The organism is Campylobacter canis, from assembly GCF_045504005.1.
In the GTDB taxonomy this organism is placed as follows: Bacteria; Campylobacterota; Campylobacteria; order Campylobacterales; family Campylobacteraceae; genus Campylobacter_A; species Campylobacter_A canis.
The window spans coordinates 95275-110005 of record NZ_JBJJXH010000004.1 but is presented as its reverse complement, the minus strand read 5'-3'; the positions used below and the strand labels follow the sequence as shown (position 1 = coordinate 110005).

Below are 14731 nucleotides of genomic sequence, written 5' to 3'. Positions count from 1 at the left end.
TTTAAGTTTTTTAAAAAGCCATTTAGTGTAAAATGCCCAAAATCAAATTCAACTTTAAAGCGTGAAATTATGAATCAATCAATATATAAACACATTAAAGCACTACCGCCACTTGATGATACGGTTATAAAAATTCAGGCAGTATGTGCAGACGAGGAAGGATCAATAGGAGATCTTGCTCAAATAATAGAAAAAGACCCCATGCTTACGGCAAACATATTGCGTTCGGCAAATTCTCCGCTTTACGGCTTTAGTCGCGAGATAACCACTATCTCAAGAGCGGTTTCACTATTTGGAATGGCTACGATTCGAGGTTTTGCACTATCAAGTGCGGTAAAAAAGAGCTTTAAGATAGATCTTGACCCATACGATATCACAAGTCAGGATTTTTTAAACATCTCAATTATGCAAAATGCTCTTATGTATAACTGGTACTCTAAGATAAATCCAAGAGCCTTAAATATACTTTCTCCCGCTTCTTTTATGCTTGAAGTAGGCAAAATAGTATTGTCCAATGAAATGGTTGAGATTGGGAAAGCTAAATACTTCAAAGATATGCTTAAGGAAATTTCAAATCCTTTTGATCTTTCAGAGCTTGAAAACGAAATTTTAGACATATCAAACGAAATTGTAACGGCTAAGATATTTGAACAGTGGAATCTTGAGACCGAGCTTGTTGATTCTATCTTTTATTCAAATTCTCCTGAAGATGCTCCTGAACATATCAAGCCTTACTCCGTAGCTTTAAGAATAGTAAAAAATGCAGTAAATATCTTCCATCAGCTTGATGACGAAAGCATTCAAAACACTCTTCCTTTCCTAGACGAATACGGCTTTGCCCACGATAAGTTTTTAGAAGCCGTGGCTAAAGTAAAAGCTAATTTGTGAAAGAATTTTTAACCAAACTACTTGATGGATTAAACGGGAAGGAGATTTCAAGCGAACACAAAGAAACGCTTAGAAATCTCCTGAATTTAGGCGCCATAACCTCTCACAACGACAAATTTTATCTTAATAACGGTTTTGTTTGCGGCAAGCTTGACATAAGCTCAAACGGCACAGGATTTTTGATACCATTTGATAAGAGATTTAAACAAGACATATTAATAGAAAATAAAAATTTAAACAACTCTCACTACGGCGATATCGTCTTAGCCAAACTGCTTCCTCTTAAGAAAAAACGTCAAAGCGCAAAGGTCGTTCTTACTTTAAAATTAGCCAACGAAACGAGTGTGGTTTATACCAAGCATTTTGGTCAAGCTATTTTAGGAGTAAATTTAAAAACAGGGCTTAGCTTATCCTTAAAAGCTACTCAGAAATCACTAAAAGCACTGCCTATAGGAACTCTGCTTAAGATAAATAATCTTAACAACGAGATTACCGAAGTTATAGGCAATATCAACGATCCTTTTTCGGATGAGAAAATTTCACTTGCGATCTATAATAAAAACGATAAATTTAGCGAAGCGAGCGAACTTGAAGCTACATCTTGGGGAGATAGCGTCGATGCTAGCATGTATCCAAGCAGAGTTGATCTAAGCGAGCTTGAGTTTTGCACTATTGATCCCATTGATGCTAAAGACTTTGACGACGCGATATATTTTGATGAGAAAAATTTAGAAATTTACGTCGCGATCGCCGATGTAAGCGAATACGTAAGCAGCTACGGGGCAATTGACAAAGAGGCTAAATCACGTGGATTTTCGATATATTTTCCACATATCGCCATACCTATGTTGCCAAGAAGCCTAAGTGAAAACATCTGCTCGCTTAAACCGAACGTAACAAGGCTTGCGTTTTGTTTTAAGATCAAACTTAATAAAAATTTAGATGTCGTTGGCGAAGAGCTCTTTGAAGCTATTATAAATTCTAAAAAGCGATTCAACTACGACGAAATCGATGAAATTTTAGAAGACAAAAGGACAAGCGAGATATCTTGGATAAAGCCGCTTTTTGAGCTAACATCAAATTTACGTGCAAAAAGGCTTAAAAACGCATTTGATTTTAGAACACAGGAGCTTAGAATGAGCCTTGATGATGAAGGCAAGCTTCTTTCAACCCGTTTTGAAACCGACTCAAACTCCCATAGGCTTGTTGAAGACTGCATGCTTTTAGCCAACAAAGCCGCGGCAAAGCTAATAGATGGCGTAGGAGTTTTTAGAAATCACGGAGCGCCGGATATCAGAAAGATAGAAAATTTACTTCAGGATTTAGCCGCTCTTGGATTTGACTTCACATACGAAAGCGATTTAGCCAACCTGATACGCAAAATTCAAGCCCAAGCAGACGCTATGGGCAACCGCGAAGAGATAGATAAGCTGATCATAAAAGCTCAAAAAAAGGCCGAATACTCAGCTCAGAATTTAGGACACTTCGGGCTTGGGTTTGATCGCTATACTCACTTTACAAGCCCGATTCGCCGCTACTCGGATCTTACTTTGCACCGCTTGCTTAAAGCGAAAATGAAAGATGACAAAAAGCTTTTTAACTACCTGCTTTTAAACATCGAAAGCACTTGTGCGAATTTAAGCGAACTTGAGCGAGAAGCTGATAAAGTGGCATACGACTTTATGGATAGGAAATTTGCCAGATGGGCAAAAGAACGTATCGGACAGAGGTTTAAGGCTTACGTAAGCGAAAATCAAAATATGCTTGTCGCAAAGCTTGACGATGAAATAAAAGGCGCAAGAATATTTTTAAACTCATATTCTGCCGAGCTGCTTCAAAAACTTATCATAGAAATTACCGATGCAGACATAGCAAGCGGTGAAATTTTCGGTAGGGTAATTAAAAAAATCGATGTATAGAAGAGAGCTTGAAGGACTACTGCAAAGTCCAAAATTTCCAAATACATTTCTGCTTTTTGGAGCGGATGAGTATCAAATAGAGCTATTTGCGAAGGAAATTTTAGCCAAATTTGAAGGGCTAAATTTGCTCAGCCTTTACTATGACGAGTATGATTTTAACCTTGCCAAATCACATCTTTGCGAACCTTCGCTTTTTGGCGACGAGGCTTTGCTACACATAAAAAGCGACAAAAAAATCCCTTCAAAAGAGCTTAAAATTTTAATCGAAGCTTGCAAAAACGGTGGCGCTTTTATATATGAATTTTACGAAGCGGACACAAAGATAACCTTTGATACGCAAAAAGCATTCGGCGTAAATTTCGCTAGATTTTTTAAGCCAAATTCGCCTGATGAAGCCGTAACTCTGTTAAGCAGGCAAGCAGGCAAGGTAAATTTAAACATAACCAAAAACGCTCTTTTTGAGCTTTATAGAATTCACAACGAAAATTTATATTTAGCCGCAAGCGAACTAAACAAGCTTGCAAGCCTAAATGAGCCGATAAATGAAAATACGGTCAGAAATTTGGTATTTTCGCTTTCAAGCATAAGTTTTGATGACTTTTTTGATAAATTTATAAATTTAAAAGACATCAGGCAGGATTTTTTCTCATGCGCAGACGATGGAAATTTTAACGAAATGCTATTTATAAATTCACTCTATAGAGCATTTTTTAGATTGTTTAAACTGCATAGCTTCATAAAGATAAACGGAAAATTCGATATCAAAGAAACTCTTGGTTACACACCGCCTCCAAACATCGCAAACGAGCTTAAAAAGCAATGTTTGAGCATAAATTTAAAAACATATAAAGAAATTTTTATGGCCTTAAATTTAATGGAATTTGAGATAAAGACCAATGCAAAGCTTGATAAAACGCATTTTTTATTATCCTCACTTATCTCTATGCAAAATTTAATCCATAAAAACAGCAAATATTAAGTAAAAAAAAGATAAAATCAGTCCTTGTCTTTAAACGGACATCCCCTTGCTCGCATGCGAGCTTAATACCCACAAGGAGAATTAATGAAGCATTACGAACTTTTATTCGTATTTAAGCCTACCTTGACAGAAGAAGAGGTAAGCGCAAAAGTTGATTTCATAAAAGAAATCCTTACAAAAAATGGTGCAGAGATTACGTCTTTGCTATCGCTTGGCACAAGAAAGCTTGCTTATACTGTTAAAAAACACGAGCGCGGCGTATTTTTTGTAGCTTATTTTACAGCCCCTACAGTTGCGATTGCAGAAGTTGAGCGTATCATAAGAATCAATGAAGACATCATCAAATTCTTAACAGTGAAATTTGAGAACAAAAAAGAAGTTGCGGCTTGGGAAAGACTAAGCAAAGGTATCAAGCAAAGCAAAAAAGAACCAAAACCAAAAGCTGAAGAGACTCCATCACAGGAAGTATAAGGACGAAAAATGTTTAATAAAGTCGTTTTAGTAGGAAATCTTACAAGAGATATCGAGCTTAGATACACAACAGCTGGAGCGGCAATAGGAAACAGCTCTATAGCCGTTACTAGAAAATTTACCGCAAACGGCGAAAAACGTGAAGAAACCTGCTTCATCGATATTACATTTTTTGGCAAACAGGCTGAAATAGCAAACCAATATCTTTCAAAAGGCTCAAAACTTCTAGTTGAGGGTCGCTTAAAGTTTGATCAGTGGACGGACAATAACGGTCAAAACAGAAGCAAACATAGCGTAAGCGTTGAAAATATGGAGATGCTAGGCGGTTCAGGACAACAAGGCGGATTTAATCAAAACAGTAATCAACAAGCTAATTACGGACAAAGTAGCGGCTATGGCAATCAAAGCTACAGCAACCAGGGATATAGCCAAAACACAAACAGCCATAATGCCTCAAGAGCCCAAAACCAGCAAAGCTACAATAGGCAACCAAGGCAAGATGATTACAACGATAAAATTCAAGATATAGATGTTGATGCTGACAAATACGACAGCGACGAGACAATACCATTTTAATTAAGGATTAGGATTTAATTATGGCAGAGAAAAGAAAATATTCAAGAAAATATTGCAAATATTGTGAAGCAAAAGTTGATTTTATAGATTACAAAGACACAACGCTTTTAAAATACTCTCTTTCAGAGCGTTTTAAAATAATGCCAAGACGTCTTACAGGCAACTGCAAAAAGCACCAAGAAATGGTAGAACAAGCTATCAAAAGGGCGAGACACGCGGCATTTATACCTTACATAGTAGATCGCGACAACGTAGTTACAAATCCTTTCGAGGGTCTATAATACAAAGCCCTTTTTAGGGCTTTTATCTTTTTATATATTTAAATTTCACTTTTAATTTCTTCAATTTCATAAACTTTATCAATATTTACGTAGTATAATTTCCTTACTCTATTCAAGGAGATAATATGCGACTTCATGAAATTCCAACACCTGCTTTAATAATAGATAAAAAAATCGTAATGCAAAATTTGCAAAAAATGCAAGAGTATGCAGAAAAACACAAAGTAAATTTGCGTCCTCATACTAAAACTCACAAAATGCAGTATTTCGCTAAGCTTCAAGAAAAATTTGGAGCTAAAGGCATAACTGTGGCTAAAGTAGGTGAAGCCGAAGTGATGGCTAGAAATGGGCTTAAAGATATATTTATAGCAAATGAAATAGCAGGCGATGAAAAATTTGAGCGAATCATAAAACTCACAAAAGACGGCATAAATTTAAGCTTTGGCATAGACAGTATCGAGCAATCAAATTTAGTTCAAACTACATTTGAAAAATTTAGCGCCAAAGCCAATGTGTTAATAGAAATAGAAGTCGGTGAAAATCGCTCAGGAGTAATAGAAAAAGAAGATTTTGCAGCTCTTATAAACCATCTTAAAATTTGCAAAAATATAAATTTCAAAGGCATATTTTCACACGACGGTCACTCATACAAAGCTACTAATAAAAAAGAGTGTGAGCAGATTCACTTAAAAAGCCAAAAGCGCACTCTTGAATTTGCGTCTATCGCTAGCGAGCTAAATTTGCCAGCCGAGATAGTAAGTATCGGATCTACGCCTTCGCTGATTAATGATTTTGAGATACTAAAAGGCATAACAGAGATAAGGCCTGGAACTTATATCTTTATGGACGCATCTCAAGCCATGGCTTACGGCGACTTTAGCATGAATGCAGCTACCGTGCTTACGACTATCATCAGCAAGCCTACAGACAAACGCGTGATAACCGATGTAGGAGCAAAGGGTCTAACCCAGCAAAGACGCACCGTAGGATTTGTAGCTACACCGGGACTTGGCAAGATAAAAGGAACTGACGTATGGATTGACTCCGTCTATGACGAGCATGCCATAATCTATGATAAAAATTTAAGAGATAGCCTTAATATAGGGGATAAGATTGAAATTTACCCAAACCACATCTGTCCTGTCGTAAATTTATATGAATTTGCTTATTTAATTGAAGATGGGCAAGTTGTGGACAAAATAAAGGTGAGCTGCAGGGGTAAAATTTACTAAATTTAATCATAGATCATAAAAGAATAAATCATAATCCAAAAATATTGTTAATTATATTTATGTAAATTTGTATCATATGCAAAAAATAAATAAAGTAGAATTTATTACCATAGATAAACAAGAGAAGCATGAATTAATTATGCGGGAAATTTTAAACTAGAGCAAAAATACAATATACAAAAGTATAAAATTTTACTCAGCTACTAGTTAAATCAACAACATAAACGAAGTCTTGCCTTTTCTAGCAAGACTTCATAAAATTTATTTTAAGACCAAAGCGACCTTTAAAACATCCTCTATCGTATCAACAGCAACGATCTTCACGTCGGTTTTTACATCGTTTGGCACATCGTCTAAGTCGCGCTCATAATTTTTGCGAGGGATTATCGCCGTCTTTATACCCGCCTTATGTGCCGCGATAAGCTTTTCTCTAAGCCCTCCTATAGGCAGCACTCTGCCGCTTAGCGTGATCTCACCCGTCATAGCCACATCGCTTTTTACTTTTGTATCGGTTAGTATAGAGGCAATAGCCGTTACCATCGTGATACCGGCACTCGGTCCATCTTTTGGAGTTGCTCCTTCGGGAACATGAATATGCAGATCATATCTTCTATACACGTCGCTTACGGTCGGTTTTTTCTTATCTTCAGCTAAATTTGGGATTATCTTAGCAGGTACTTTTAGCTTCTTCTCATCTATTAGAACTTTAACAAGGCTAAATGCGATATACGCGCTCTCTTTCATCACTTCTCCAAGAGAGCCCGTCACTTGCATAGCGCCTTTGCCTTGTATCCTTATAGCTTCGATCTTCAGCACATCCCCACCCACGCTCGTCCAAGCTAGACCATTCACCTGCCCTACCTGATCAACCTTGTCGGCAAGCTCTATTTCAAAGACCTTTTTTTCCAAAAATTCATTTAAATTCTTAGTCGTGATACTTACCTTACTTAAACTACTGTCCATAAGCAGTTTTTTAGCCGCTTTTCTAAATATATCGGCAAGCCTTCTTCGCAAATTTCGCACACCGCTTTCTCTGGTATAGTCGCTTATGATAAGTTTAAGCACATCTTTTCCGAAACTTACCTCGCTTGGTTTAAGTCCATGCTTTTTTAGCTCTTGAGGAATGAGATATTTTTTAGCTATCTCGAATTTCTCTTGCGGGGTATATGAACTAAGTTGGATAAATTCCATCCTGTCGCGAAGCGCAGGCGGTATCGACCCAACATCATTTGCGGTAGCTACAAATACTACTTTGCTTAGATCGATATTGAAATTTAAGTAATAATCTCTAAATTTATTATTTTGCTCAGGGTCTAAAATTTCAAGCAAAACCGCCGTAGGATCGCCGCGAAAACTTCTGCCTACTTTATCTATCTCATCAAGCACTACCACAGGATTCATCTGCTTAGCCTCTATGAGACCTTGCACTATGCGCCCTGGCATCGCTCCTATATAAGTTCTTCTATGCCCCCTAAGCTCATTTACGTCCTCAAGCCCGCCTAGTGCTACGCGCACCAGCTCTCTTTTAAGCGCTTTTGCGATGGAATTTGCAAGGCTGGTTTTACCCACTCCCGGAGGTCCTGCAAAGCACAAAATAGCTCCGTTATTCACCTTATCGGCAACTCCTCTAAGCTCCAAAAGCTCACGCAAAGCGAAATATTCCTCAATCCTAGCTTTTGGTCTTTCAAGTCCATAGTGATCGGTGTTTAGATGTTTACTTACTTCGGCAACGCTTGATTTTTTATTGGCTATATTTTCAAAAGGCACTTCTATAACCCAGTCAAGATAGCTCTGTATAGTGTTCGCATCGGCAGAATCAGGATGCATCCTACCAAGCTTGTCTATCTGCTTTTTAATCTCCTTATAAGCATCCTCGCCCATAAATTTCTTCTTTTTCTCAAGCTTTTTTCGATACTCTTCGATCTCTTCCTCGCGAGTCGTATCGCTACCTAGCTCTTGCTGAATTTGCTTTAGCTGCTCTTTTAAAAAATACTCTTTATTTACCTTATCGATACGCGAATGAACCTTGCTTTTAATCTCTCTTTGAAGCTTATTAGCTTCTATCTCTTCGATGATAAAGTCGATTAGTTTAAGTAGTTTTTGCTCTAAATTTTCCTCTATGAAAAACTCATATGCGGTTTGTTTTTTAAGTCTAAGCGAGCTTAAAACCAGATCGCACACTCTGCTTACCTCAACGCTTTCTTCGATAGTTTTTAGCAAATCAGGCGGGAAAAAATGGCTAAGCGCAGCTAGATCACGCACTTTTTCGCGAAGCACGGTTACGAGCGCATCGCTTTTTACGGCTGTCGGGCGCTTTTCATGGATGATATCCACTGTAGCTCTTAAAGGCTTGCCTTTAGACTCAAGGACAACCCTACCCTTACTCATGCCTTGAAAGAGAATTTTGACTCTTCCGTCAGGCAAAGGAACCTTGCGCATGATAGTCCCAATAACACCCGCATCATAAATTCCTTCAAAGTCGCGCGCGCCTTCATTTTGAGGCTTTGTCGGAGCTACTAAAATTTGGCTTTGGTTTTCTATAGCCAAATTTAAAGCGGATAAATTTTCATCATCGCTTAAAAATAGCGGAGTTATCATAAATGGATATAAAAATAGCTCGTCTTCAACGATTATAGGAAGCTCTGCGGGAAATGTTTTTGATTCGTTTATCTGCAAATTTATCTCCTACTCAAAAATTTTTCTATACCAAGGAAGCTGAGGCTTAATAAGCTTAGCGTCATTTAACGGCGAATTTTCAACCTTTTTCTTGTAAATTTCAGCAGATTCACTTCTGCCTGTTCGCTCGTACAAATCAGCAATCTGCTCGTCAAGATAAAATATCGCAAGCTGAAATTTCGTAAGCATCGTCTCTATGAGCGGTCGATATTTGGTATTTGGATAGATATAAAGAAATTTTTCTATCTCGTTAATACTATCTTGCATAAGCTTTTGATTGCGATTTGGCTGAGAAAACGAGTCAAAATTCGCTTTTATCTTAAGATAGTGTGCAAATTCGGTCTTAGGTCCGTTGTCGCCGTATCTCTTAATATACTCATCAAGATAGAAATTTGCCAGCAAATACTCCTCTTCGTTTGCGTGAGCCTGAGAAAGGATAAGCAAAATTTGCTCTAAAAGCGGGCTTGCTACGTGTTCGCTTGACATTGAAGTATAGTGCTTATCGGCACTTTCCAAGTCGCGATCTTTTATGTCGGCAATGATTTGAGAGTACCATTCTTCGGGAGTTAAATTATAAAGCTCGCTGTATTTTTCGGCACAACCGCTTAGTAAAAAAATAAAGATCGTCGCATATAATATTTTAGTGACAAATTTCATAAACGTCCTTATATTAGAATTTAAAATGTGATATTTTACTATGCATTGGGTTATTTTTCGATAAATTTAAAATAAATTTACAATTTAGCTTAAAATATAAAAAAATTTGATACAATATTGTAACATTTTAAAAGCAGGAGAACTTTGATGGTATTTGAGGTTAAAAGTCCTATTTTAGGCTTTGAGCACATTAAAAGCATGGAGCTTATAGAGCTTGACAAATTTTTTGTAAAACTTAAAAGCAAAGATGATGAAACATCTTTTACAATGATAAATCCATATGCTTTAAGAAATTACGAATTTGAGATACCGACATACTATCAAGAGCTCATGGATATAAATGACAATAGCGAGTTAAGAGTATATAACATAATGATTGTAAGCGTTCCGATAGAGACTTCAACCGTAAATTTTATGGCTCCTATCGTGTGCAATATGACAAATATGACATTATCTCAAGTGGTTTTGGACGTATATAACTATCCGGACTATAAACAAGCGGAGAAAATTTCAGATTTTATACAAAAATAGGATACCTTAACTTAAAAGGACACCGTATGAGAAAATTAAAGATATTTGCCTTTTTCATTATATTGAGCACAAATCTTTTTGGAGAAACGTATCAGGATTTAGATGGATTAACACACAATATAGAATTAAATGCCACATGGGTTTATGGATATAAAGATTTAAATATAGGAGATGATCAGGTATACGGCAATTTACACAAAAGAACTACAAACTCTGTAAGAATTTTTGGAGATATAGAGACGATAGGTGCTACTATAATGGTTCCGGAGGATGGTGGATTTAATTTTCAATACGGTTCAGGAAGCGGGGGGTCTGTTATAAGACCTTTTGAATTCATAAAAGAAGACAAAGACATCCCTGTTAACTCTGCAAAGTCTACTTTTAAATTTGATAACGAATTTGTTCAAGAAAACTTAACCGGAGACAATATAATCTTTGCAAGACTTTATTGGGGAGGAGGATTATCAAAATTTTGGGAAGATGACTATAAATCAAAGCCAACCAAAGATGAAATTATCCGAGAAACAAGAGCAAAATACTTTGAAGAAATTAGAGGTTTTAATAAGATAAAATTTAAAACTCCGGACGGAACTATTCACGATATAGAAGCGACAAGCGATAGAGATATAAAATGGTACGGCTCTTATTCAAGAAGAGGTATGCAGTTTATGTATCAGGCAAGCGCTGATGTTACGGATATAGTAAGAGCAACTTTTGGCAAAAACATAAAGTCTAGAACATTCAGCGCAGGCAATATCAGGACTTTTAAAGAACAGCCCAAGGATCCCGGTGGCTTTAGAGATCATGGCTGGAACGGTAGCTTAGCGGCTCCTCACTATGGAGGTTGGGTTTTAACTATAATATACGACTTTACAGAAAAAGTAAATGCAAATTTAAGCAAAAACAATCAAATTAAACCAAGAGGTGTTCATCTCTACGACGGAATTTCTATATTAGCTCCTTATAGAACGACAAAAGAAGAGGAAAAGCAAAAAATACCTTATAAGATAGCCGAATCATTAATAGACATAGACGGATTTTTTACCCCAACCAGAGGAAAAGTTAATTCCACTCTTACGGTTTTATCATTCGGTGCTAAAAAAGAACTTGGCTCTGAAAATATCGAGATACAAAAAGCTGCAGATAAAAGATTTTACCCAGCAACTTCAAATGTAAACCCTGCAGGAGGGCAGTTTAATAGCACAATTGCAAAATTTGACAAGCACATGGATGAAAACAAAAAATTTAATGCTCAGATGGATCTTGATATACTTGATATATCAAATCACATCTCAAACAAACAAACATCTACAAAGATTAGGCTTAACGCCAAAGTGGTGTTTGGATATAGTGTTGCAGGAAACATTAATTCTATTAAAGGAGAAAGGGCAAATATAGGGTTAGTTGCATTTTCTACAGAGCTTTATCAACCAAACGTTTGCTATGTCGAGACACTGTTTCATCGAATAAAAGGATCAACAGACGAAAGAGACTTTAGAGAAGTAAGTAAAGACTCAAATAGCGCAACTCAAGCCAGACCGGGAGATGACCTCAGGGTAAAATTGGTCATAAAAAATACAAGCAATGAAGAGGCTCTCTTTACAGCAGTTAGAAGTATGCTTGATCCAAAAAGTCTTACTTATACTCCTAAAAGCATATATGCCATACCGAGTGTTAATGAAAGCATTAATGATAATTTTTCTATGATAAGTGCACATAAACAAAGCGATACAAACTCGCCTATATTTAAAAAACAAGAAAATACACTAAAATTTCTTATAGGAGAAGGAGCCGGAATAAACGGTAACGGCGGAAAGCTTACAAACCAAAACAAAGCCTTTATACAATATGACACGGTATTGGTAGATAAATTTAAACAAAATTCTTATCAAGCATCTTTTGAAAACAAAACAATAAATTTAGTGTTTGACGGAACCATAAACAAATGCGAGGATGACAAGTACCATCTTATCGTAATAAGAGATATATTAACCAAAGTAGTAAATAAAAATTTCAATCAAGTAGGAGACTCTGAAAATTTATTTACTCAAATTTCAGGCAAGCCGTTTAGTGTAAAACTTGCAAATTTTGATACAACATACGGAGCAAAAGCTTTATACAACTTCAACGAAGATAACAATATATACATAGATGCCATAGAAGACAACAGCAAATGCTCTAGCGGAGCTAATATACTGGCAAACAACAAAAAAATAAAACTTTCTAAAGACGATTTAGAAAATAAAAGCGTTGTAGATGTAAGAAGTATTTTAATCAATGACGCTTATAAAAAGGTTTATTTTAGAATTTCTGTAACAGACAAAGAAGGTAATCAAATATCAACATCATGCTCTTCAGACCCATTTTCGGTAAGACCAAAAGAGTTGGACGGTCAAAGAAGTATGTCAGGCTTAAACTATTCGCTTCTTGTAGGAGGAAAAAAATATAACACTATAGAAGTAATAGCCAAAAACAACAATGGGCAAAAAACCGACAACTACACTACAGACATAAAGCCTATAAAATTTATAGCACCTAGTCCTCTTCCTACGGGTTGTGATTCATCTAAATTTAATTTTTTATCAAATATCGAATTGGCGGCTGTCTTTGATAACGGTATAGCCAAACTAAAAGTTATAAGAAACGAAAAAGGATTGGTATCGAACAGCGACTTTTATTATCCAAATGTCGGACAGGTATCTATAAAAAATATATTAGATACAAAATGGACTCTTATAGATCAAACGTCATCCAAAGAGGACTGTATATTAAATAGCTATTCAAACGATGAAATAGACGGAAAAATAGGATGCAATGTAAGGCTTAAAGATAGTATAAATTTTACATTTATACCAAAGGATATACATGTATCCGAAGTTAATATAAAAAATTTTAGCGGTACCGATATGACGTATATGTCTAACGACTCTGATATGAGCGCTCGTATGGATTTAAAAACAACAGCAAGGCTTGAAGACAATAGCCCTGCAACTCTATACACAAAAAATTGCTATTCAAGAGATGTTAATTTAACTATAGATATAAATAAAGCCGTAACTGACATAACAGACGATTCCGGACTCGCAATAGCAAGCGATAGCGATAAAATAGCCCAAGCAAAAAAAGATATATTATATTTTGATAACTTGACAATGATAAAGGCAGACAATAATCCAAACAGTGGAAAATATCAAATAAAGAAAAATCATTTTGAAGAAGGAGAAGTAAGATCGTATATAAATTTCGGTTTTTCTAAAAATATACAAATACCAAAAAATCCTTTTCAGGTAACAAGCGATAATTTTACATTTTTAAATATACAAGACGAGGATGGAGTAACAGGCTCTACATACGCTCCAAACACCATAAAAACGGATGTAAAATTTTATTATGGAAGAGTATTTGCTCCGGATTACACAGGTCCTATGAGTGGATTTGATGCACATGTTTATTATGGTTTATTTTGTAAAAATTGTGTTGAAACAAAATATACTTCAATTATCAAAAACCAAACCTTACCAACAACAAGCAATTGGTTTGTTAATAAATCTCACAGCAGTCCTGTTCAAGGAACGGCAGGAAATTACGAACACCCTTCTAATATAGCTTTATCGCAAAAAAATCCAGCAAATCCTATAGTTTCAGGAGTTGAAAAGATAACATTATCAAGTTTAAAACCTGATACCGTCACTATATTTATGCCTGCATCAAAATGGCTTATTTTCAACCCATTTAATCCATCTGCAGAAAAAAATAGCTTTGATGTAACATTTATTGGAGGCTCAAACTGGGGAGGTCAATCGCTCAATAAAAACAAAGAAGATGTAGGCGTAGGAAATCTGGTTGGAGGAGATTCAAACAAAAATTTTAAAGACATACAAGGGAACAAGACAAATCAAAGGTTAAATTGGTAATGAGAAGAGGATTTTCATTAATTGAACTGGTCGTATCTATAGTAGTAGTTGGCATTACTTTGGCTTCAGTTCCGACACTTTTTTTACAAACCTCATCAAATAATAACTCTGCAATAATTCAAGAGAGCGTTATGGATGCGAAAACGAGAATGGCTTTGATACTAAAATCACCATGGGGGTGTGTTGACAGTAAAGATGAAAATAGAACATACACAAGCACGCCTATCTTTAAAACACCCGCTATTACTAATAACTTCTACTTAATTAACGACATTTCTCCCGATGGAAGAAGAGAATATATTAACAAAAACTCTAGTACGTCTTGTAGTGACGGAATCAAAACTATCAGTGACTTTAAAGGCATGACAAAACAAGAAACCTCAGCAGGATATAATAGAGATAGCATAGTTTCTGTTGAGCTTATAACTACCATAGACACGAAAGATATGGCAGGTAACGAAAATGAAGACATAAAAAAAATCGAAATAACGGCAACAACTAAAAATATCAAGTCTAAAAATAAAGAAGGATATCAAATTATACTAAGAAGCTACTCTGTAAATATAGGAGACGGTCCAAAGATCGCAACTAGCACATGGTAAAAAAA

Annotated in this window: 12 protein-coding genes; 10 read left to right on the top strand and 2 right to left on the bottom strand. The window is 36.0% G+C overall.

The features are described from left to right. Positions 1 to 69: 69 nt before the first annotated feature. The 7 genes from ACHJH3_RS05375 (at position 70) to ACHJH3_RS05345 (ending at position 6346) form a co-directional block, all read left to right on the top strand. On the top strand, positions 70 to 888 hold the full coding sequence (locus ACHJH3_RS05375; RefSeq protein WP_407063897.1) for an HDOD domain-containing protein: 819 nt from the start codon (positions 70 to 72) through the stop codon (positions 886 to 888). Then, a complete protein-coding gene (locus ACHJH3_RS05370) occupies positions 885 to 2807 on the top strand; it encodes an RNB domain-containing ribonuclease (RefSeq protein WP_407063896.1) in 1923 nt (640 codons plus the stop codon). Before ACHJH3_RS05375 ends, ACHJH3_RS05370 begins: the two co-directional genes overlap by 4 nt. Continuing rightward, positions 2800 to 3786, top strand: coding sequence for a DNA polymerase III subunit delta (gene holA / locus ACHJH3_RS05365; RefSeq protein ID WP_407063895.1), 987 nt, complete (start codon positions 2800 to 2802; stop codon positions 3784 to 3786). The genes ACHJH3_RS05370 and holA overlap by 8 nt, the downstream gene beginning before the upstream one ends. A gap of 84 nt (positions 3787 to 3870) precedes the next feature. After that, positions 3871 to 4257 carry a 30S ribosomal protein S6 gene (rpsF, locus tag ACHJH3_RS05360; protein WP_407063894.1) on the top strand — a complete coding sequence of 129 codons (387 nt, stop codon included), beginning with the start codon at positions 3871 to 3873 and terminating at the stop codon, positions 4255 to 4257. Between the two features lie 9 nt (positions 4258 to 4266). Next, positions 4267 to 4833, top strand: a complete 567-nt coding sequence (locus tag ACHJH3_RS05355; RefSeq protein WP_407063893.1) for a single-stranded DNA-binding protein — start codon at positions 4267 to 4269, stop codon at positions 4831 to 4833. A gap of 20 nt (positions 4834 to 4853) precedes the next feature. Then, on the top strand, positions 4854 to 5114 hold the full coding sequence (gene rpsR, locus ACHJH3_RS05350) for a 30S ribosomal protein S18 (RefSeq protein ID WP_169942306.1): 261 nt from the start codon (positions 4854 to 4856) through the stop codon (positions 5112 to 5114). A gap of 125 nt (positions 5115 to 5239) precedes the next feature. Then, on the top strand, positions 5240 to 6346 hold the full coding sequence (locus ACHJH3_RS05345; RefSeq protein WP_407063892.1) for an alanine racemase: 1107 nt from the start codon (positions 5240 to 5242) through the stop codon (positions 6344 to 6346). A 261-nt stretch (positions 6347 to 6607) separates the two neighbouring features. Here the strand turns inward: ACHJH3_RS05345 and lon are convergent, their stop codons facing one another. After that, a complete protein-coding gene (gene lon, locus ACHJH3_RS05340) occupies positions 6608 to 9022 on the bottom strand; it encodes an endopeptidase La (protein ID WP_407063891.1) in 2415 nt (804 codons plus the stop codon). 9 nt (positions 9023 to 9031) lie between these two features. Further along, a complete protein-coding gene (locus tag ACHJH3_RS05335) occupies positions 9032 to 9679 on the bottom strand; it encodes an outer membrane protein assembly factor BamD (protein WP_169942300.1) in 648 nt (215 codons plus the stop codon). A 147-nt stretch (positions 9680 to 9826) separates the two neighbouring features. Between ACHJH3_RS05335 and fliW the strand changes: the two genes are divergently transcribed. The 3 genes from fliW to ACHJH3_RS05320 are packed head-to-tail and all read left to right on the top strand — an operon-like array spanning position 9827 to position 14726. After that, positions 9827 to 10210, top strand: coding sequence for a flagellar assembly protein FliW (fliW, locus tag ACHJH3_RS05330; RefSeq protein ID WP_169942446.1), 384 nt, complete (start codon positions 9827 to 9829; stop codon positions 10208 to 10210). 26 nt (positions 10211 to 10236) lie between these two features. Continuing rightward, positions 10237 to 14124 carry a hypothetical protein gene (locus ACHJH3_RS05325; protein WP_407063890.1) on the top strand — a complete coding sequence of 1296 codons (3888 nt, stop codon included), beginning with the start codon at positions 10237 to 10239 and terminating at the stop codon, positions 14122 to 14124. After that, on the top strand, positions 14124 to 14726 hold the full coding sequence (locus ACHJH3_RS05320) for a prepilin-type N-terminal cleavage/methylation domain-containing protein (RefSeq protein ID WP_407063889.1): 603 nt from the start codon (positions 14124 to 14126) through the stop codon (positions 14724 to 14726). The genes ACHJH3_RS05325 and ACHJH3_RS05320 overlap by 1 nt, the downstream gene beginning before the upstream one ends. Positions 14727 to 14731 lie beyond the last annotated feature (5 nt).

Excerpts from the sequence above, each read along its gene's own strand:
- ACHJH3_RS05375 (WP_407063897.1), top strand. The coding sequence starts at position 70 with ATGAATCAATCAATATATAAACACATTAAAGCACTACCGCCACTTGAT.
- holA (WP_407063895.1), top strand. The coding sequence starts at position 2,800 with ATGTATAGAAGAGAGCTTGAAGGACTACTGCAAAGTCCAAAATTTCCA.
- rpsF (WP_407063894.1), top strand. The coding sequence starts at position 3,871 with ATGAAGCATTACGAACTTTTATTCGTATTTAAGCCTACCTTGACAGAA.
- ACHJH3_RS05355 (WP_407063893.1), top strand. The coding sequence starts at position 4,267 with ATGTTTAATAAAGTCGTTTTAGTAGGAAATCTTACAAGAGATATCGAG.
- rpsR (WP_169942306.1), top strand. The coding sequence starts at position 4,854 with ATGGCAGAGAAAAGAAAATATTCAAGAAAATATTGCAAATATTGTGAA.
- ACHJH3_RS05345 (WP_407063892.1), top strand. The coding sequence starts at position 5,240 with ATGCGACTTCATGAAATTCCAACACCTGCTTTAATAATAGATAAAAAA.
- ACHJH3_RS05335 (WP_169942300.1), bottom strand. The coding sequence starts at position 9,679 with ATGAAATTTGTCACTAAAATATTATATGCGACGATCTTTATTTTTTTA.
- fliW (WP_169942446.1), top strand. The coding sequence starts at position 9,827 with ATGGTATTTGAGGTTAAAAGTCCTATTTTAGGCTTTGAGCACATTAAA.
- ACHJH3_RS05325 (WP_407063890.1), top strand. The coding sequence starts at position 10,237 with ATGAGAAAATTAAAGATATTTGCCTTTTTCATTATATTGAGCACAAAT.
- ACHJH3_RS05320 (WP_407063889.1), top strand. The coding sequence starts at position 14,124 with ATGAGAAGAGGATTTTCATTAATTGAACTGGTCGTATCTATAGTAGTA.